Raw genomic sequence first — 19,620 nt, 5'->3', positions numbered from 1 at the left:
ATAAACCGCTTTTTTGTCGTTGTTCATACCGTTATTTATATTAATTTGCTTGTTTAACAAACAGATAATCGTAAGGCGGGGGTGGCAACGTACGAAGGATGTTACGCCGGATAGAGTAACAGAAGGCGACGAAAAATTATTGATTTCGGTTAATAATACAACAATCCGGGAAGGCGCCTGCGGGTCTGCCCGTTGAAACACTTTCATGTTGGTGAGCATTTACCCTTCAGGGATAGCAGCAAGCTGCGGGCAAAGTTGTTGTGCAGCCAGAAGGATACGTGGTCCGGCGCGGCTGAACCAGTCGGGATCCAGGGCGATAACCTGCGCACTGAGCATCGGGCCCCAGTAATCTTCTATCACCTGTTTCTGCGGTTTTCCGCCTGATATAACAATAACCTGAGGATGACGGCTTAAAACCTGTTCCCGGCTGACCTGAGGCCAGGGTACGCGGCTGTCAGCGAAAATATTTTTTGCGCCGCACACGTTAAGCACTTCGCTTTGCATTGTGGTGGCGGCAGCCGTAAACAGCGGCTGGGTGCCGAACTGAATAAAGGCAGAAACCGGTTTTTCGCGGCGATATTTCAGCTTCAGCGCCTGCCATTGCTGACGGAAATCCGCCGCGGCTTGTTTTGCCTTTTCCGGCGAAGGGCTGTACACCGCCAGCTGTTCCAGTGCCTGTGCTACCTGTTGAGCATTTTGCGGATCAAGATAGATAACCTGTATCCCCAGCGAAATCAGCTGATCCAGCGGGCGTTGCGGGTTACCGCCCCGCCAGGCGAGGACCAAATCAGGTTTCAGCGTCACAATACGTTCAACGTTGATTCCCTGCCAGTTAGCCACCTGCTCAAGCTTTCTGGCCTGGGGTGGATAATCGGAGTAAGCACTAACTCCGATTATCCGGTCGCCCAGACCGGCGGCAAACGCCAGTTCTGTCAGACTGGGTGCCAGCGTGATCACCCGTTGTGCAGGTGCGGCATTGGCCACCACAGGCAACAGCAGGCCGCTCAGAATGAGGCAGAACCGGCTTATCATTATTCTTCGGAAGCTGCCAGCGCTGTCAGCATCGCATCCACCATCAGAGTGGATTGCTGTGCGGCGACAACCAGGAATTCTTCAAAGCTCAGGTGAGATTCACCATCGGCAACGTCAGAAATCGCGCGAACGACCACGAACGGCGTATCGAAAAGGTGGCAAACGTGACCGATAGCGGCAGCTTCCATTTCGACAGCCGCCACCTGCGGGAAGGTCGCGCGGATACGTGCCAGAGGCGCGGCACCATTGATGAAGGCGTCACCGCTGCAAACCAGGCCGCGGACGGCGTTCAGGTTCAGTTCACGGATGCAGTTCTCTGCCAGTTCAATCAATGCCGGATCAGCGGTGAACGCAGGCGGACAACCGGCCATCTGGCCCGGTTCGTAACCAAACGCGGTGACATCAGCATCGTGATACCGCACTTCATCAGAGACAACGATATCGCCGACTTTCAGCGTTTTCGCCAGACCGCCGGCGGAACCGGTGTTAATCACCACATCAGGACGGCAATGTTCCAGCAGCAGCGTGGTGCCCATCGCCGCAGACACTTTACCAATGCCGGATTTCAGCAGCGCCACGTCTACGCCGTTTAACTGGCCTGTATAGATTTCGCAGCCCGCACGTTCGATAGTCTGACGGTTGATGATCTTGTCGCGCAGCAGAGTCACTTCCTGCTCCATTGCACCGATAATGCCTACTTTCATATGAATACTCGCAGATGTGTATGGAATGAGCCGCAGCATGTGCGGAATTGTCGGTTTAATCACGAAAACAATGCGCGATAGTCTATCATGGCTAAAGATAAGAAATAATCCGTTTGGGATGCAGGTTGTTAATGCAAAAAGTGCGTCGGTTTGATGTGTGAGTGGCTGAAAAGGTGGGAAAACATGTCCGGGATCGATTTTAAAGCGAAATTCAATTTTCAGCGCCCTTTCAGCGCACCGATCGAGGCACGCGATGCCTATGACGTCGTCCGTCAGTTCGAAAGCGATCGCGGACGCATTATCAACTCGGCAGCCATCCGTCGCCTGCAACAGAAGACGCAGGTTTTTCCGCTGGAGAAAAATGCCGCCGTTCGTAGCCGCCTGACCCATTCCCTTGAAGTTCAACAGGTCGGGCGTCACATTGCCAAAGAAATTTTGCATCGTCTGGGCCGGCAGGGAAAACTGGAATATTACGGGCTGGACGAGGTGACGGATCCGTTTGAAAGTGTGGTCGAAATGGCATGTCTGATGCATGACATCGGCAATCCACCGTTCGGTCATTTTGGTGAATCCGCCATCAATAACTGGTTTGCCAGGCGGATGGATACTTCCGGTTGCGGCGAAACGCCGCAGGAAATCGATTCCTGTCTGGTCGCGTGTTTACGCCTGACGTCAGGCGATACTGAACTGAATCAGCTGCGCAGTAAAATCCGCTACGATCTGTCTAATTTTGAAGGTAATGCGCAGGCCATCCGGCTGGTCTTCACTTTGCTGAAACTCAATCTGACCTACAGCCAGACCGCGTGCATTCTGAAATATACCCGCCCTGCGTACTCAATGACCAAACTGGCCTCGCATGATTACCTGATGAAAAAACCGGGTTTTTATCTGGCGGAAGAGCCGTTCATCAATAAACTGCGCAGCGAACTCGGGATGGGTGAATTTAACCGTTTTCCGCTCACCTACATTATGGAAGCGGCCGATGATATTTCTTACTGCATTGCGGATCTGGAAGATGCAGTTGAAAAAAGTATTTTCAGCGTTGAACAGCTTTATCAATATCTGTGTCGCGAGTGGGGCACAATAGAGAAAAATGACTTCTTCGATAAAGTGGTTCGCACCGCTTACGAAAAAATGGATAAAGCGAAAACGTTCCGTAATCCGGTAGATTACTTCTTTATGGAACTGCGTGTTCAGACGGTGAAACAACTGGTGCCCCATGCTGCCCGCAGATTCATTGATCATATAGAAGATATTTATCAGGGCACCTTTAATCATGCATTACTCGAAGATGACAGCCAGGCCAACCGGTTGTTAGAGATTTATAAAGCGGTCGCCTTCAAACAGGTATTCAATCATCACGAAGTGGAGGAGCTGGAATTACAAGGCTATCGGGTGATCAGCGGATTACTGGATATTTACAGCCCGCTGCTGGATATGCCGCTGACCGATTTTACCCGTCTGGTTCAGGAAGACACGCACAAGCAATATCCTATAGAAACCCGTCTGTTGCATAAGGTTTCTGCTAAACATCGTCTGGCTTACAACAATGCTGTGGCGGCTCTGGAAGGGTTACCGGTCGCGGAACATGCCGCGCAGGAGTTTTATTACCGGGCGCGAATGATCCAGGATTATATCAGCGGTATGACTGACCTTTATGCATACGATGAATACAGAAGACTAATGGCGGCTGAGTAATTTTCCCGTCATATTTCGTATGACAGAGGCATTGGCTGTTTTCAGTTATCCGGATCCCTGACTCATGCCAGCTCACCGGGATTTCTGCCCTTGCCGTCTTGCGGTAATACGAATTATTTAGGGTGATAGTTAAGGATTAAATTTAAATGTCTTTAAGTTTCTTTACTGAACTGTCTGAAAGTTCGCCATTTGTAAGCACTGACAATAATTTTTTACCATTGTCCGTTCGACCCTGATGAACTTCACGTTATTAATACTCTCTCAGTATCACGACTACCAAGCAATGCGACTATTTTTGGTTGCCACAATAATTTTAAGAGATCCTGAAAAATGAAAAAATCGAGTTTATTCCTCAGCGCATTAGCGTTAAGCATCGGCATGGCAATGGCCCCGGTTTCTTCTGCACTGGCTGCTGAAACAGCGTCTTCCAGCACCAGTACCACTCAGCTTCCTAGCCTGGCACCTATGCTTGAAAAAGTGATGCCATCCGTGGTGAGCGTTAACGTTGAAGGCAGCGCGCCGGTAAAAACACCGCGTATGGGCCAGCAGTTCCAGCAATTCTTTGGTCAAAATTCACCGCTGTGCCAGGACGGCTCGCCGTTCCAGGGTTCTCCGGTTTGCCAGGGCGGTGGCCAGGGGCCGGACGGTCAGCCTGTGCCTGAACAGAAAGAAGATTTCCGCGCGCTGGGCTCCGGTGTCATCATTGATGCCGACAAAGGTTATGTTGTCACCAACAACCATGTGGTGGATAACGCCACTAAAATCACTGTGCAGCTCAACGATGGCCGCAAGTTCGACGCGAAAGTCATCGGTAAGGATCCGCGTTCTGACATCGCCGTTATTCAGTTAGAAAATGCGAAAAACCTGACGGCGATTAAGATGGCTGATTCCGAACAACTGCGTGTGGGTGATTACACCGTGGCAATCGGTAACCCGTATGGTCTGGGCGAAACCGTGACTTCCGGTATTGTTTCCGCACTGGGTCGTTCCGGCCTGAATATTGAGAACTACGAAAACTTCATCCAGACTGATGCGGCAATTAACCGGGGTAACTCCGGCGGTGCGCTGGTGAACCTCAACGGTGAACTGATTGGCCTTAACACGGCGATCCTGGCCCCGGACGGCGGCAACATCGGTATCGGTTTTGCGATCCCAAGTAACATGGTGAAAAACCTGTCTAAACAAATGATCGAATTCGGTCAGGTGAAACGCGGTGAACTGGGCATCATGGGGACTGAGCTGAACTCCGAACTGGCGAAAGCCATGAAAGTTGACGCACAGCGCGGTGCGTTCATCAGCCAGGTCATGCCGAAATCCGCCGCTGAGAAAGCGGGCATCAAAGCCGGTGACGTGATACTGAGCATGAACGGTAAACCGATCAGCAGCTTCGCCTCGTTCCGTGCTGATATCGGCACCTTGCCAATCGGTACTAAAGTGACGCTCGGCCTGCTGCGTGAAGGCAAACCGATGAACGTTGACGTCACTATCGAGCAAAGCACTCAGACACCGAAAGTGGAATCCGGCAATATTTATACCGGCATCGAAGGGGCTGAACTGAGCAACGGCGCGGCTGGCGATCAGAAAGGTGTGAAAGTCGATGAAGTGAAACCGGGTTCAACGGCGGCGCGCATCGGCCTGAAAAAAGGCGACGTGATCCTGGGTGTGAATCAGCAGAAAGTAACCAATCTGGGTGAGCTGCGTAAAATTCTCGACACCAAGCCAAACGTTCTGGCGCTGGATATTCAGCGTGGCGATACCTCCATTTATCTGCTGGCGCAGTAATTTACGTCTGCAAGACCGCATACAAAGCACGCTCCGGCGTGCTTTTTTTTGCCTGTTTTTCAGTAATACACATAAATTATGCGGATTTTGCCGGGCAGGTTGGGCATTTGCTTAAAACTGTGACGTTACCCGCAACTTCAATAGGCGCTTTCGCTCTTTGGGCATTTGCATAATGTGTGGGCATCACGGCCTGAGTATGCTGTTTTAACAACGATAAAACAGGCAAGGCAGGGGCTCCATGTCGGCGTATCATCTCGATGCAAAGCTGGCGCAACAAATTGTTGCCCGCACAATGCAAATTATTGATAGTAATGTGAATGTCATGGATGGCCGCGGACGGATTATTGGCAGCGGCGACGATCAGCGTCTTGGTGAATTGCACGAAGGCGCTTTGCTGGCGATTTCGCAGGAGCGTATTGTCGATATCGACGAAGGCGTTGCACGGCATTTGCACGGTGTACGTCCGGGTATCAATTTGCCACTGCGTATCGACGGCCAGATCGTGGGCGTTATCGGTCTGACGGGCAATCCGTCCCAGTTGCGTCAGTATGGCGAGCTGGTATGTATGACGGCGGAAATGATGCTCGAACAGGCGCGCCTGTTGCATATGCTGGCGCAGGACAGCCGTCTGCGTGAAGAACTGGTGCTTAACCTGATCCGTGTGGATGAGCTTTCACCGGCGCTGATGGAGTGGGCGCAGCGTCTGGGCATCGACCTGAACCGGCCACGCGTTGCGGCAGTGGTAGAAGTAGACAGCGGACAGCTTGGTGTGGATTCCGCCATGGCCGAACTGCAGCAGTTGCAAACCTTGCTGACTACGCCGGAGCGCGACAACCTGATCGCTATCGTTTCCCTCACTGAAATGGTGGTGCTGAAACCGGCGCTGAACAGCTACGATCGCTGGGATCCGGACAGCCACCGTCAGCGCATTGATCATCTGCTGTCGCGCATGACCGAAACCGGACGCCTGCGCGTGCGCATTTCCCTGGGTAACTTCTTTACCGGCCCCGGCAGTATCGCCCGTTCTTACCGCACCGCACGCACCACCATGACGGTAGGCAAGCAGCGGATGCCGGAACAGCGCTGTTATTTCTATCAGGATCTGATCTTACCCGTGCTGCTCGACAGCCTGCGTGGCGGCTGGCAGGCCGACGAACTGGTGCGTCCCCTGGCGCGTCTTAAAGCGACAGATGGCAATGGATTACTGCGGCGCACATTGGTGTCGTGGTTCCAGAATAACGTTCAGCCGACTGCGACCTCTAAAGCATTGTATATTCATCGTAATACACTGGAATATCGCCTTAACCGTATCTCGGAATTAACCGGTCTGGATCTGGGTAATTTCGACGATCGTTTATTGCTCTACGTCGCTCTGCAATTAGATAATAACCATCTGTGACAGCCATCACAGCTGTTTCATTTTTTGTGAAACAACTCCCATGTGGCTGGGCATTTGCCTCAGGATAAATGCAACGGGCTGTTTATGCTTGGAAGATTGCCCAATGAGTAAAAGGAACGTTGTTCATATACTGGCTGCGTTCCTTCCTCTCTGAACCCTACAGTTCTGTGAATGGAATGACTTTTATCTCTGTTTAGAGGCGTTGTCATTAATTCCGGAGAACACCATGGAAACTACCGTTTCAGCAGCCAGTGCTGTCAAAAAAAGAACTAACACGCGGTACTGGATAGTGGTGATGTTATTTATTGTCACCTCATTTAATTACGGCGATCGTGCCACGTTATCCATTGCCGGTTCGGCAATGGCCAAAGATATCGGGCTGGATTCCGTCGGGATGGGTTATATCTTCTCGGCATTTTCCTGGGCTTATGTCATCGGTCAAATACCCGGTGGCTGGCTGCTCGATAAATTCGGTTCGAAAAAAGTCTATTTCTACAGCATTTTCATCTGGTCTTTATTCACCCTGTTGCAGGGCTTTGTTGATGTCTTCAGCGGCTTCGGCATTGTTGTTTCATTGTTTGCCTTACGTTTTCTGGTCGGTCTGGCCGAAGCGCCGTCCTTCCCCGGCAACAGCCGTATCGTCGCCGCCTGGTTCCCGGCTCAGGAACGTGGCACTGCGGTCTCTATTTTTAACTCCGCACAGTACTTCGCCACGGTTATTTTCGCCCCGATCATGGGCTGGCTGACGCATGAGGTGGGCTGGTCACATGTCTTCTTCTTTATGGGCGGCCTCGGCATCATCCTGAGTTTCATCTGGCTGAAAGTGATCCACGATCCGAAAAATCATCCGGGCGTCAATCAGGCCGAACTTGATTACATGGAAGCCGGGGGAGCGCTGATCAATATGGATCAGAAGATCGCCCAAAAAGTCGTCGTCAAAGGCGAAAAAACCTTCCAGCTGAAGCAGTTACTGAAATCCCGCATGATGATTGGCATTTATATTGGCCAGTACTGCATCAACGCGCTGACCTATTTCTTCATTACCTGGTTTCCGGTGTATCTGGTTCAGGCGCGGGGTATGTCGATACTGAAAGCGGGTATGGTGGCTTCGGTACCGGCGATTTGCGGATTTCTCGGCGGTGTGCTGGGCGGGATCATTTCCGACTGGCTGATGCGCAGAACCGGCAACCTGACACTGTCGCGCAAGGCTCCGATTGTGATTGGCATGCTGCTGTCGATGTCGATGATTTTCTGCAACTACGTCGATACCGAATGGATGGTGGTCGGCATTATGGCATTCGCTTTCTTCGGTAAAGGTCTGGGGGCGCTGGGCTGGGCGGTGATGGCCGATACCGCACCGAAAGAAATCAGCGGGCTGAGCGGCGGTTTGTTCAATATGTTCGGTAACGTCTCCGGCATCATCACGCCGATCGCTATCGGCTACATTATCGGGACGACCGGCTCCTTCAACGGTGCACTGATTTATGTCGGCGTCCACGCGCTGCTCGCTGTGGTGAGTTATGTATTTATTGTGGGAAAAATCGAACGTATCCAGCTTCGTCCGTACGCCAGTACAGGCAGCATAAAAGGAGAACTGTGATGAGTACGCAATCCTCACCCGTCATTACTGATATGCAGGTCATTCCGGTGGCCGGGCATGACAGTATGCTGATGAATATCGGTGGCGCACATGGCGCTTACTTCACCCGCAATATCGTTATCCTCACAGACAGCGCCGGGAATACCGGTGTGGGCGAAGCGCCGGGGGGTGAGGTGATTTACCACACGCTGACGGAAGCTATTGCTCAGGTGAAAGGCCAGGAAGTCGCGCGCATGAACCGGCTGGTGCACCAGATCCACATGGGCAATCAGTCGTCTGATTTTGACTCTTTCGGCAAAGGCGCATGGACTTTCGAGCTGCGTGTTAACGCCGTCGCCGCACTCGAAGCCGCACTGCTGGATCTGATGGGCAAATTCCTCGGTGTGCCGGTATGTGAACTCCTCGGGCCGGGCAAACAGCGGGATGAAGTCACGGTGCTCGGTTATCTGTTCTATATCGGTGACCGGCAGAAAACCGATTTGCCTTATCAGACTGGGGAGCGCGTTAACCATGACTGGTATCACCTGCGTCATCAGGAGGCCATGAACAGCGAGGCGGTAGTGCGGCTGGCCGAAGCGGCGCAGGATCGTTATGGCTTCAGGGATTTCAAACTTAAAGGTGGCGTATTGCCGGGCGAGCAGGAGATCGAGGCGGTTAAAGCACTGGCAAAACGGTTCCCGGATGCGCGGATCACCGTCGATCCGAACGGCGCATGGCTGCTGGATGAAGCGATCGGTCTGTGCAAAAACCTGCACGGTATCCTCAGTTATGCCGAAGATCCGTGCGGCGCGGAGCAGGGTTTTTCCGGTCGTGAAGTGATGGCGGAATTCCGCCGCGCCACCGGTTTGCCGGTCGCCACTAACATGATCGCTACCAACTGGCGTGAGATGCAGCACGCGGTCATGTTGCAGTCGGTGGACATTCCGCTGGCGGACCCACACTTCTGGACGATGCACGGTGCAGTGCGTGTCGCTCAACTTTGCGATGAATGGGGCCTGACGTGGGGTTGTCATTCGAATAACCATTTCGATATTTCGCTGGCGATGTTTACTCATGTCGGCGCGTCCGTACCGGGTAAGCCGACGGCAATAGATACGCACTGGATCTGGCAGGAAGGCAGCCAACGCCTGACCAAAGAGCCGCTGCAAATTGTGAACGGGAAAATCAAAGTGCCTGAAAAACCGGGGCTGGGTGTGGAGATCGACATGGATCAAATCCATCGTGCCCACGCGCTGCACCGGACACTGCCGACCGGTGCGCGCAACGATGCGGCCGCGATGCAGTATCTGATCCCCGGCTGGACATTCGATCGTAAGCGCCCGGCACTCGGGCGCGGTTAACGGAATCTGAATTGACTAAGGAGTCAGCATGACCTCTTCATCTACACCTAAAATTGTCTCCATGCAGGTGATCCCGGTCGCCGGGCACGACAGCATGTTGCTTAATCTCAGCGGCGCACACGCCCCTTTCTTTACCCGCAACATCCTGATCCTCAAGGACAGCAGTGGTCACACCGGCGTCGGCGAAGTGCCGGGCGGCGAGAAAATTCGTCAGACGCTGGAGGATTCTGCGTTGCTGGTGATCGGCAAAACTCTGGGCGAATACAAAAATGTGATGACCGCCGTGCGGGAGAAATTTGCCGACCGTGATGCGTCAGGCCGGGGTTTGCAGACCTTTGATTTACGCACCACCATTCACGTCGTGACGGCGATCGAAGCTGCCATGCTTGACCTGCTCGGCCAGCATCTGGGCGTCACCGTGGCCTCATTGCTGGGCGACGGACAACAGCGTGATGAAGTCGAAATGCTCGGTTATCTGTTCTATGTCGGCGACCGTAATAAAACGTCGCTGGGCTATCAGAGCCAGCCGGGCGACAGCTGCGACTGGTATCGCCTGCGCCACGAGGAAGCGCTGACACCGGCGGCGGTAGTGCGTCTGGCGGAAGCCGCGTATGAGAAATACGGTTTTAATGATTTCAAATTAAAAGGCGGCGTGCTGGCCGGGAGCGAAGAGGCCGAAGCCGTGACGGCGCTGGCGCAGCGTTTCCCACAGGCGCGGATCACGCTCGATCCTAACGGTGCCTGGTCGCTGAATGAAGCGATCGCGCTGGGCAAACAACTGCGCGGTGTGCTGGCGTATGCGGAAGATCCGTGTGGCGCAGAGCAGGGCTTCTCCGGGCGTGAGGTGATGGCCGAGTTCCGCCAGGCGACCGGTCTGCCGACGGCCACTAACATGATCGCCACTGACTGGCGTCAGATGGGGCATACCATCCAGCTGAAATCCGTCGATATTCCGCTGGCGGATCCGCACTTCTGGACGATGCAGGGGTCGGTTCGCGTGGCGCAGATGTGCCACGAGTGGGGGCTGACCTGGGGTTCGCATTCTAATAATCACTTTGATATCTCGCTGGCAATGTTCACCCAGGTAGCTGCCGCCGCGCCGGGTAAAATTACCGCCATCGACACCCACTGGATCTGGCAGGAAGGCAATCAGCGCCTGACCAAAGAACCGTTGCAGATCAAAGGCGGTAAAGTGCGCGTACCGGAACAACCGGGACTGGGCGTTGAACTGGATATGGATCAGGTGATGAAAGCCCACGAGCTGTACAAAGGCATGGGACTGGGCGCCCGTGACGATGCACAGGGCATGCAGTTCCTGATACCGGACTGGAAGTTCGATCCGAAAAAACCGTGTCTGGTGCGGTGATCGCCGGCCAGATCCCGGCCATTAAAAAAGCCTCTCCCGTGAGAGGCTTTTTGCATTCAGCGCTGCGGATCAGCGACGTGCGTGTGCCGCTGCGGCTTCGATCTGTTCATCGGATGGACGTATACCGGTATACAGCACGAACTGTTCCACGGCCTGTAACGCGGCCACTTCTTCACCGGTAATGATTTTCTTGCCGTGTTCACGGCCATAGCGGATCAGCGGCGTTTCGGTGGCTTGTGCGACGACGACGTCAAAGACGATACTGGCACGATCAATCACGGCCGGTTCAAACGCCAGAGAGTCCGCTTCCGGTGTCCCCGGCATGCCGATGGGTGTGACGTTAACCACCATATCAACGGCCAGATCGCCGACTTCTGCTTTCCATTCGTAACCGTATTCTTCTGCCAGTGCACGGCCGTTGGCTTCGTTACGGGCGATGATATAGCCGGTTTTGAAACCTGCGTCACGAATAGCTGCCACCACGGCTTTACCCATGCCGCCGCTGCCGCGCAGGGCGAAAACGGCGTCGCGCGGCACCTGATGGCTGTCGAGCAGCTTGGCGACTGCGATGTAATCGGTGTTGTAAGCGCGCAGGAATCCATCGTCATTGACAATCGTATTCACTGACTGAATGGCAGTTGCGGAAGGATCCAACTCATCAAGGAAAGGAATGCAGGCTTCCTTGAACGGCATCGAGACTGCGCAGCCGCGAATGCCCAGTGCGCGTACGCCTTTCACTGCGGCTTCGATGTCCTGAGTGGAAAACGCTTTGTAGACGTAATTCAGGTCTAATGCCTGATAAAGGCTGTTATGAAAACGGGTTCCGAAATTGCCCGGACGACCGGAAAGGGACATACACAACTGGGTGTCTTTGTTAATTTCCCGACTCATTTCATTCTCCTTTTAAGATATTCTTAATGACCTTACGGCCTATTAAGCAACCTTAGCTGAAACGATCAGCCTCGACAATCTGCCTCTGTCTCAAATCGGCTGTTATACTTAACGGATGCGTGAACACGGAGGCTGACATGAATTTAGATCTATTTGATCACCCCGATTTTCACCCCAACTGGCGCGAAGAACTGTGTCCGGGTGCAGTGGTATTGCGCGGTGCGGCGCTGGCAGATGATGCGGCGTTGCTGGCGGAGATCGACCGCATCGCCGGGCTGGTGCCTTTTCAGTATCGCGCCACGCCGGGCGGCTATGCGATGTCGGTGGCAATGACCAATTGCGGTGATGTTGGCTGGGTGACGGACAGGGCAGGTTATCGCTATCAGTCCACCTCGCCGGAAAGTCATCAGCACTGGCCGCCGATGCCGGAATTATTTCGCCGGCTTGCCGTCAGCGCGGCAGAACAGGCGGGTTTTGCGGGCTTTACGCCGGATGCCTGTCTGATCAACCGTTATCAGCCGGGCGCAAAAATGAGCCTGCATCAGGATAAAGACGAGCACGATTTCGGCCAGCCGATCGTGTCTGTCTCGCTGGGTTTACCGGCTGTTTTCCAGTTTGGTGGCATGCAACGCAGTGATAAAACGCAGCGTGTGCCGCTGTTACATGGTGATATTGTGGTGTGGGGCGGCCCGTCGCGGTTGCGTTATCACGGCGTATTGCCGCTCAAAGCAGGCGAGCATCCGCTGACCGGTCAGTACCGGTTTAACCTGACTTTCAGAAAAGCGACGTAATTCCGTGGGGATCAGGCCGTAAAGCACAGGACTTTGTCCGCATTCTGCTTTACACTGCCGCCCTGCAAAAATGACATGTTGAATAAATAATTACTTAGGCGGTAAGCGATGAACGGCGTAATCACAACCTGGTTTGAAGATAAAGGTTTCGGTTTTATCAAAGATGAAAACGGCGATAACCGTTATTTCCACGTGATTAAAGTTGCCAACCCTGAGCTGATTAAAAAAGATGCGGCAGTCACCTTTGAACCGACCACTAACAACAAAGGGCTTTCCGCCTTTGCGGTGAAAGTTGAGCCGGAGAGCAAATACATCTTTATCGCCGGTGAGCGTATCAAAATCACCAGCATTAAATCATTCCTGGCGTTTAACGAAGAAGTCCCGGCAGAGACGAAAATCGATAAAGAAAATGCCGTGCTGTCCGTCGGATTGCTGATGAACCGTATCCGTCCGCAGGAAGAAGAGAAAAAAGCGGAAACGCGCACCATGAAAAAGCTGCTGATCACCACCTTCCAGAACAGCACCTATGTGTTCACCGAAGATGAAATTGACGTGGATGCCACGGTCAAAACGCTGAAAGCGCTGTAATACCCTTCTCAAACCGGTGCACATCCGTGGCACCGGTTCTGTTATCCCCCCTTTTTTAATACGTCACTGTCACTGTCACCGTATCGCTGTAGTTACCTGCAGGCTGGTTGCTTTGCGCCAGATTCACCGACGCGGTGTACGGAAACGATTGTGATGTACCGGTGCCGGTCGCGCTGCTGTTGGTGGAAGCCGTCCATACCGTACTGTCACCTTTAAAAATCTGATATTGCAGATAAGAGGTGGTGCCGCCGATGGTTGAGGCCATCTGCCGGTATTGCCCGGACACCGGCACGCTGCTGGTCAGATTGACGGAATAGCTGGCGTTCAGGGTACAGCGTACGCTGATAGTATTTGCCACGACCGTGGTCAGTCCGGAAGGCAGGGCTGCACTGCCGAAACCGACGTTGGGTGCACTGTCGATATAACAGAAATTGGTGACGTTGAGAGTCAGGTTGATATTCCCTGTCGTGGAGCCGGAGTCTGCCAGACACAGTAAGGTACCAATAGCCACTGAACACATATTCCATGTCCAGGAGAGGGGAACGACATCCGTATAGGTGCCGGCGGCCAGATTGGAAATGGCGGCCGGACGGATGTAGAGAGGTAACGTACTGTTGGGGCCGGAAAATAAGCCTAGCAATCCCAGTGCCGTGGTGCTGCTCCAGGTGATGGTATCGTTCTGATTATAAACGGCACTGCAGCTGGCATCTTTGCACAGGCTGTAGGGCAAGTACTGACCCGTTGTCCCGCTGTAAAGTCTTGGCTGTGAGTTGCTGGGATGCTGAGTCACGCCGATCAGGGCGGTGATGGTATTGGTGCCTGCAATGTTAAGCAGTCCGCCGGTACAGCTTAATCCGCTGCCGCCTGATGTGATCAAGGGTGAGGAACTGACGGCAAAGGAGTTCTGTGTGCCCAGCGTGATGGTGCCTGGTGTGGTAGTACAACCCGCTCTTACCAGCGACGACGCGCCCAGCAATAACATCAGTAGCAATCCGCGATGCATCCTCTGCCTGAACATTCTCATGATTTATCTCCTGCTGTGACTTTCGCTGAGCCACCGGGGCATGCCAGCGGGCCGATCTGCTCAATGCTGTGGTAGTCAGGGTTGAGTGTGAAACTGATCCGGCAGACCGAATGATCTTCCGTCCGGATATTCAGTACGTTGTTTTCCTGTAAGTGCGAGAAATAGGCCAGCCCGTCGTAACCCGTGACGGTGGTTTGTTGCGTATTTTGCTCCGTGACCAGCGTGCCGGGCTTCAGGGGCTGTCCGGCAGCGTCATGCAGGGTGATATTGGCGGACAGTACTTTCTCGACGTTGAATTTCACCACCACGCCGCTGCCCTGTTTCACCGCAATACGGTCGTTGACGTTATTGGCGACCACGTCGGCGGGCAGCGGCAGGGTGTCGATTTCTACTTTGGCCGGATAATACGAACTGACGGTCGGGATCAGCAGGTGGCCGTTTCTATCCGTTTTGCCCATTTTCTGATTCTCGTACAGCACCGGAACATCGGCATAATGGTCGGTATCCACCACGATAAAGGCGTCATTGATCTTGTCTGAAAGGAACCAGTCATTGGCCATAAACACCACCGATCCGCTCAGATCCCCCCACCGGGTGTAATCGCCCTGATTGCCGTAGAATCCGCCCTGGATCGTCGCGTAACGGGATTTCCAGGTGGCGTCGGCTTGCCGATACGGATTGTTACCGCCGCTGTAGGCCAGATTCCAGCCCAGACCGCCGTCGGTTGGCGTGGCTTTACTGGCGCCGGTTTGTTCCTGATAATGGCCCGCACTGTCCCGTTGCACACCGGCGTTCAGGTTAATATCGGGGCCAAGCGGAATGATAAATTGCAGCTGTGCGCTGTAGCCGTTATCACCCAGCGTTTTATTGAGCGATAAAAACAGGCTGCTTTGCCCCCACAGCGAGCGGCTGTAGGAAAAATTCACCAGACGGGTATGCGAATTGTCATAGGCTTCGACATCGTAATACCCGATACCCATCGTGCCGTTAGCATGCCCGAACGGCGACGTGCTGAACGTCACCTGATCCGACTGACGGCTTAACCGTGTGTCGCTGGTGTAAGACGTGATGTCCTGATAACCCGCCGTACGTTTTGAGCGCAGTGCTGACAGACTGAATACCGTCGAATAGTAGGAATAGCCCAGCGTGAACTGGTTGCCGTCTTTTTTATCCGTCACGCTTTCGTCGGGCGGCGGGAGCATTTTAGCTCCGGCATCGGGCATGCCTGCCGTCGGGTTATCATTAAGCTGTGTCGTTATCTGATTATCACCGCTGACCGGCGGATGATCGGCTTTACTCTGGCTGGCTGAAACACTCAGTGTGCCCCAGGTACCGACCGCGATATCCGCGCCTGCGCCGCCCAGCACCAGACCCTGTACGGCTTCGGTATGACCGGAAAGCGTCAGATAATTGTTCAGCCCGTAACGGTAAATCCCGCTGAATGCGGCATCCGAATAATCGCCGTTGGTGATGCCATAATTTTTGCGAACGGCCCCGAGTGAGAAATCGAAATCGCTGAGGTTTTTGCGCAGTAAGGTGTTGGAAACATAAAACGGCACGCTGGTCGAAACCTGACGTCCGACCGCATCGGTGGTGACAACCGTCGCTTCACCGGCGCCATTAATATACGGCACGTTGGTCAGGGTAAAGGGCCCTGAATTCAGGTTATTACTGCTGGCTTTGTAGCCATTAAGGAACAAATCCACCGTGGTTGGTACCGCCGCCGTACCGCTGTATTGCAGCAACGGATAAGTCACCAGATCCGGCCGGACACCAAAGTTACGGCTGATACGTAAACCGCCCATACGTGCTGAATTACTCCATGTCAGTGAATCGCTGACGAAATCCCCGGCCTGGTAGCTGATCAGATTTTTCTCGTCTGTGAAACGCCAGAAGGTGTCGTAACGCAGATAGCCATCCTGTGTGGTCTGGCCGCCGTTGCTGCTGTCGATGTTATCAACGTTATAGCGGTAAGTGCCGGTATTGGTGACCAGCCCGAGGCCGCTGAATAAACGTTGCTCCATCCAGGTGGCGATAGTTTTCGCTCCGCCGGGGGAATCGGTGTAGTACGAATCATAGTTAAACAGCAGGCCGGTGCTGCTTTGCGACGGCGTGTAGTTCATCAGGGGATCACCACTGATATTCTGGTTCGGCAACCAGGCGTCCGGCACGCTGAGTATCAGCTGCTGGGTGGCCGAATCGTATTTCGCTTTCACGTCCGGCAGTTCACCGACATTAATCAACCCCTGCCGGCCGTTAATATGAATATGATTTTTCGCCAGCACACCCGCTTCCACGAAATACGCGTTATTGCGCCAGGTGACCGGTACGACCTGATTGTCGGTCTGGCCGTTGACCACAATCGACAGATAAAACAGGGCGTCTGTGACCACCGGTGCCGCACGCGGGGCATCGGGCAGTGAAGAATATTCCTGCGCCTGTGCGCTGAAGGTACTCAGGCATAACAGGCACAGGCTTCCCCGAAAATACAGTGGTCGCTGATGACCTTTCCGGAGAAGACGTCTGATTGGCATCCTTTGCAGCTCCTGCTGTTACTGGCCGCGCGCGATGACAATCGGTTGGGTGTTATCCGCTATCTGCGCATTGAGCTGCGCACCCGGCGTCACCCCCGCCGGCACCGGCCAGCGCATTTGCTGCCCCGGCAATACATAACCCATAAAACCGCCGACCAGGGTTTTCACCCCCTGTTTCTGATTGCCGGTGGCGGACCAGAACACGTTGCTCAGCCGCGCATGCACGATGCCGGTATTGCGCACCTGCAAATACGTTTTCCCGTTTTCGGATACCGTACTCCAGCTGAGGTTCGGGCGCGTTGCCGTGGAAGGATCACGCTTCACGTCGCTACGATCATGGGTCCACAAACTGCCGCCATCCATAAATAGCGGAAGCAGATAACGCATCTGCAATTGCAGGCCGACCACCGCTTTGTCTTTCCCCTGTGAGGAATCATTCAGCGGGGAAGGGATCTCATCAATAATGATGCGGTACGCCTGCTCGGTATTGGCCGCAACCGGGGTATTGCGGATCAGCCGGATCAACTGACGCTGACCCGGTGGCACGGTCGCGAAAGGCGGGCTGGCGACTACGTTGCTTTGATCGGCGTATTTCTCGTTAAAATTCTCCTGCTTCCAGGCGAGTACGCGCACCTGCAAGGACACCGGTTCCGCGCCACGGTTTTCCAGCCACAGGGCGGATCCGTTCTGATCGGATTCAATAATCTGATAGACCGGCCAGACCAGCACCGAACTGGCAGCCTGTGCGGTCAGGCAAGACAGAAAAGCCCAGGTCAGTGCGGCGGTGGCGAACAGGCGTAAAAGCAATGTCTTCATATTTCTATATCCTGATAATTCAATAGGTTAATGTCACGGTGACCGTGTCGGTATACGTCCCGGCGGAAGGCAGGGGGCTCACAGCGTATAAGCGTGCATAAACCGGATAGGTTTGGGTGGTAGCCGGAAAGCTGGGGATGGACATCACCAGCGCGCCATCGCCCCATACCTGGCTGCGGGCGGCGTCGCGAAAAAGCTGGTAGCCGAGCTGATCGGGATTACTGGTGTTTTGCATAAAGCGCCGGGTGGCGGTGCCCCCGTGGATACCGTAATCCATGGCAATACTGACGGAGGCACCCGGCGTGCAGGTCACTACCACGGAACCGGCGCCCGTGCTGCTGACCGTATCGACGTTGCTGGTGAGGGACGACATGGAACCGAAGTTGATGGTGCCGAGATTGGTGGTCGGGCTGGAAAGTGAGCTGCCAAATACGCAGCCATTGGTGAGAGTGGCTGAAACGGTAAATGTGCTGGTAGCTGTGGCGGCACGCGCTGAACTGCATAACATCAGCGACAATAAAACCAGCAACAATAAAACCAGCGGCAATAATACCCTCACCGGTAATAACGCGGTCGGAACCCGCTGACGGCCAGGCATCATCACCTCTACCAGGATACGGTGACATTCACCGTATCCTGATAAACACCGGCAGCGGGCGTGGTTTGTGCCGGAACGCGGCCATAGACCGTGCTCCATTGATCCGCGCCGTTACCGGTGCCGCTGACGCCGGTGGTGTTGTCCCACACCGTGGTGCGGGCGGCCGTGGTATAAAGATTGTAAAGCAGGGTGGAAGCGCTGTTGGTGGTGTTCACCATTCGCCGCGCCGTGACCACGCCGCTGCTGCCGCCATCCATGACAATTTTGTACGTCACCCCGCTCACGCATTTCACGCGGATCGATCCCGCCAGTTGTGCGCTGGTCGCATTCACCGCGCTGGTGAGCGATGCATAATTGCCAAAATTCAGCGTACCGAAACTGGTGCTGCCGGACGTCGTGGTTCCCGCTTCACAGGCGGGCAGCAACGTGGCACTGATGCCTATTGTTGCCGCCTGACTCAGTGAAATATACCCTTGCATTGACACCAGCAGTGCGGCTGGCAGTAGCAGCAGTACCTTGATGTCCATGATCTTTCCTTCCTTGAACCGAAAGCCAGTCAGAGGCGGAACCGACTCTGATGGAAAAACTCTTACCAGGAAAGAGTGGCAACAACGGTATCGTTATAGGTGCCCGCAGCCGGTGTGGTACTGGTCTGATCGGCAGGCAGCACACGACCGTAAATCGGAATATTTTGCGCCGTGGTGCCTGTCGTGAGCGTAATCGGCGTATTAATCGCGATTTCGGTAGTCCGTGCGGTATCGGAATAGAGGCGGTAAGGAATGCTGTTACCGCTGGATGTCATGGTACGCAGCCCGCCGGTTGCCGCCAGTCCGCCGTTCAGTGACAGCGTCGGGGTCAGTCCGGTGCTACAGGTGATCGTGACTGCACCGGTGCCGTTGGCTCCGAATACCGTCCCGTTAATGACGCTGGTCAGATCGGCGTAGTTACCAAAGTTCAGTGTACCCCACTGGTTGGTCCCCCCCGTTGATGTGCCGTTACCGACCGTACAACCGGTGCTGATGGTCAGCTGAACGCCTACCTGTCCTGTTAAAGTGCCGGCTGCCTGTGCGCCAGCGGCTAATGTCAGCGTTGCAGCGGCAAGAACGGCCAGCAATAATGATTTTTTTTCGCCCATGATGACTCCCAAAAACAGCTTACACCGTTGTGTATTCATGCAACGTCGTTGCATGTGGAAATCCTCTGGTGATGAATAATTAACGCTAAAAACTGCAAAAAAGCCGGTAAGAAACAGCGTGCAGGCCGGGTGTTATGTTTTCCCTTCACAACGGAGCGGAACCCTGACCTTATGTGCATGATGAAAAACGCCATCATGGTTAAATATAAGTTAATAAATTTACCTTAAGGTAATCTTTTCATTATTCAGGCCAATAAGGATAAAAACTCCATAAATTACAAATTATCGAATTTTTATCCTGTTTATTATTGATTTATGTTGA

At 53.9% G+C, this 19,620-nt stretch carries 17 protein-coding genes; 8 read left to right on the top strand and 9 right to left on the bottom strand.

The window, feature by feature from the left end:
* Positions 1 to 219: 219 nt before the first annotated feature.
* Both btuF and mtnN read right to left on the bottom strand, forming a co-directional pair.
* On the bottom strand, positions 220 to 1,032 hold the full coding sequence (btuF, locus tag ETV65_RS12305) for a vitamin B12 ABC transporter substrate-binding protein BtuF (protein ID WP_129953126.1): 813 nt from the start codon (positions 1,030 to 1,032) through the stop codon (positions 220 to 222).
* The gene (mtnN, locus tag ETV65_RS12300) at positions 1,032 to 1,736 is read right to left on the bottom strand and encodes a 5'-methylthioadenosine/S-adenosylhomocysteine nucleosidase (protein ID WP_129953125.1); all 705 of its coding nucleotides are present in this window, start codon (positions 1,734 to 1,736) and stop codon (positions 1,032 to 1,034) included. The genes btuF and mtnN overlap by 1 nt, the downstream gene beginning before the upstream one ends.
* A gap of 183 nt (positions 1,737 to 1,919) precedes the next feature.
* Between mtnN and dgt the strand changes: the two genes are divergently transcribed.
* The 6 genes from dgt to gudD all read left to right on the top strand — a co-directional run bounded on the left by dgt (position 1,920) and on the right by gudD (position 10,921).
* Positions 1,920 to 3,434 (top strand): dGTPase, encoded by a 1,515-nt coding sequence (gene dgt, locus ETV65_RS12295; RefSeq protein WP_129953124.1) that lies wholly within the window; start codon positions 1,920 to 1,922, stop codon positions 3,432 to 3,434.
* Between the two features lie 330 nt (positions 3,435 to 3,764).
* Positions 3,765 to 5,216, top strand: a complete 1,452-nt coding sequence (gene degP / locus ETV65_RS12290) for a serine endoprotease DegP (protein WP_129953123.1) — start codon at positions 3,765 to 3,767, stop codon at positions 5,214 to 5,216.
* Between the two features lie 238 nt (positions 5,217 to 5,454).
* Positions 5,455 to 6,615 carry a CdaR family transcriptional regulator gene (locus ETV65_RS12285; protein ID WP_129953122.1) on the top strand — a complete coding sequence of 387 codons (1,161 nt, stop codon included), beginning with the start codon at positions 5,455 to 5,457 and terminating at the stop codon, positions 6,613 to 6,615.
* A gap of 226 nt (positions 6,616 to 6,841) precedes the next feature.
* Positions 6,842 to 8,215 (top strand): MFS transporter, encoded by a 1,374-nt coding sequence (locus ETV65_RS12280; RefSeq protein WP_129953121.1) that lies wholly within the window; start codon positions 6,842 to 6,844, stop codon positions 8,213 to 8,215.
* Positions 8,212 to 9,555 (top strand): enolase C-terminal domain-like protein, encoded by a 1,344-nt coding sequence (locus tag ETV65_RS12275; RefSeq protein ID WP_205951585.1) that lies wholly within the window; start codon positions 8,212 to 8,214, stop codon positions 9,553 to 9,555. The genes ETV65_RS12280 and ETV65_RS12275 overlap by 4 nt, the downstream gene beginning before the upstream one ends.
* Positions 9,556 to 9,583: 28 nt before the next feature.
* Positions 9,584 to 10,921, top strand: a complete 1,338-nt coding sequence (gudD, locus tag ETV65_RS12270; protein WP_129953119.1) for a glucarate dehydratase — start codon at positions 9,584 to 9,586, stop codon at positions 10,919 to 10,921.
* A gap of 69 nt (positions 10,922 to 10,990) precedes the next feature.
* On the opposite strand, the gene ETV65_RS12265 is transcribed toward gudD, so the two are convergent.
* Positions 10,991 to 11,812, bottom strand: a complete 822-nt coding sequence (locus tag ETV65_RS12265; RefSeq protein WP_129953118.1) for a shikimate 5-dehydrogenase — start codon at positions 11,810 to 11,812, stop codon at positions 10,991 to 10,993.
* Positions 11,813 to 11,949: 137 nt separating this feature from the next.
* Between ETV65_RS12265 and alkB the strand changes: the two genes are divergently transcribed.
* Both alkB and ETV65_RS12255 read left to right on the top strand, forming a co-directional pair.
* A complete protein-coding gene (alkB, locus tag ETV65_RS12260; RefSeq protein WP_129953117.1) occupies positions 11,950 to 12,603 on the top strand; it encodes a DNA oxidative demethylase AlkB in 654 nt (217 codons plus the stop codon).
* A 108-nt stretch (positions 12,604 to 12,711) separates the two neighbouring features.
* Positions 12,712 to 13,191 (top strand): cold shock domain-containing protein, encoded by a 480-nt coding sequence (locus ETV65_RS12255; protein WP_129953116.1) that lies wholly within the window; start codon positions 12,712 to 12,714, stop codon positions 13,189 to 13,191.
* Between the two features lie 55 nt (positions 13,192 to 13,246).
* On the opposite strand, the gene ETV65_RS12250 is transcribed toward ETV65_RS12255, so the two are convergent.
* From ETV65_RS12250 to ETV65_RS12225, 6 genes are all read right to left on the bottom strand, one after another.
* On the bottom strand, positions 13,247 to 14,215 hold the full coding sequence (locus tag ETV65_RS12250) for a spore coat protein U domain-containing protein (RefSeq protein ID WP_129953115.1): 969 nt from the start codon (positions 14,213 to 14,215) through the stop codon (positions 13,247 to 13,249).
* Positions 14,212 to 16,749, bottom strand: coding sequence for a fimbria/pilus outer membrane usher protein (locus ETV65_RS12245; protein WP_129953114.1), 2,538 nt, complete (start codon positions 16,747 to 16,749; stop codon positions 14,212 to 14,214). Before ETV65_RS12245 ends, ETV65_RS12250 begins: the two co-directional genes overlap by 4 nt.
* A gap of 18 nt (positions 16,750 to 16,767) precedes the next feature.
* Positions 16,768 to 17,565 carry a molecular chaperone gene (locus tag ETV65_RS12240; protein WP_129953113.1) on the bottom strand — a complete coding sequence of 266 codons (798 nt, stop codon included), beginning with the start codon at positions 17,563 to 17,565 and terminating at the stop codon, positions 16,768 to 16,770.
* A 19-nt stretch (positions 17,566 to 17,584) separates the two neighbouring features.
* On the bottom strand, positions 17,585 to 18,166 hold the full coding sequence (locus tag ETV65_RS12235; RefSeq protein WP_238486141.1) for a spore coat U domain-containing protein: 582 nt from the start codon (positions 18,164 to 18,166) through the stop codon (positions 17,585 to 17,587).
* Between the two features lie 5 nt (positions 18,167 to 18,171).
* The gene (locus tag ETV65_RS12230) at positions 18,172 to 18,690 is read right to left on the bottom strand and encodes a spore coat U domain-containing protein (protein WP_129953112.1); all 519 of its coding nucleotides are present in this window, start codon (positions 18,688 to 18,690) and stop codon (positions 18,172 to 18,174) included.
* Positions 18,691 to 18,752: 62 nt separating this feature from the next.
* Complete coding sequence (locus tag ETV65_RS12225; protein WP_235173307.1) at positions 18,753 to 19,352, bottom strand: spore coat U domain-containing protein; 600 nt, start codon at positions 19,350 to 19,352, stop codon at positions 18,753 to 18,755.
* Between the last annotated feature and the right edge of the window lie 268 nt (positions 19,353 to 19,620).

The sequence above is a fragment of the Rahnella sp. RFA10(1/100) genome, assembly GCF_004195115.1.
GTDB classification, from domain to species: Bacteria; Pseudomonadota; Gammaproteobacteria; order Enterobacterales; family Enterobacteriaceae; genus Rahnella; species Rahnella perminowiae.
Note: the sequence above shows the minus strand (reverse complement) of the source record. Positions and strands in the feature narration are given on the sequence as shown.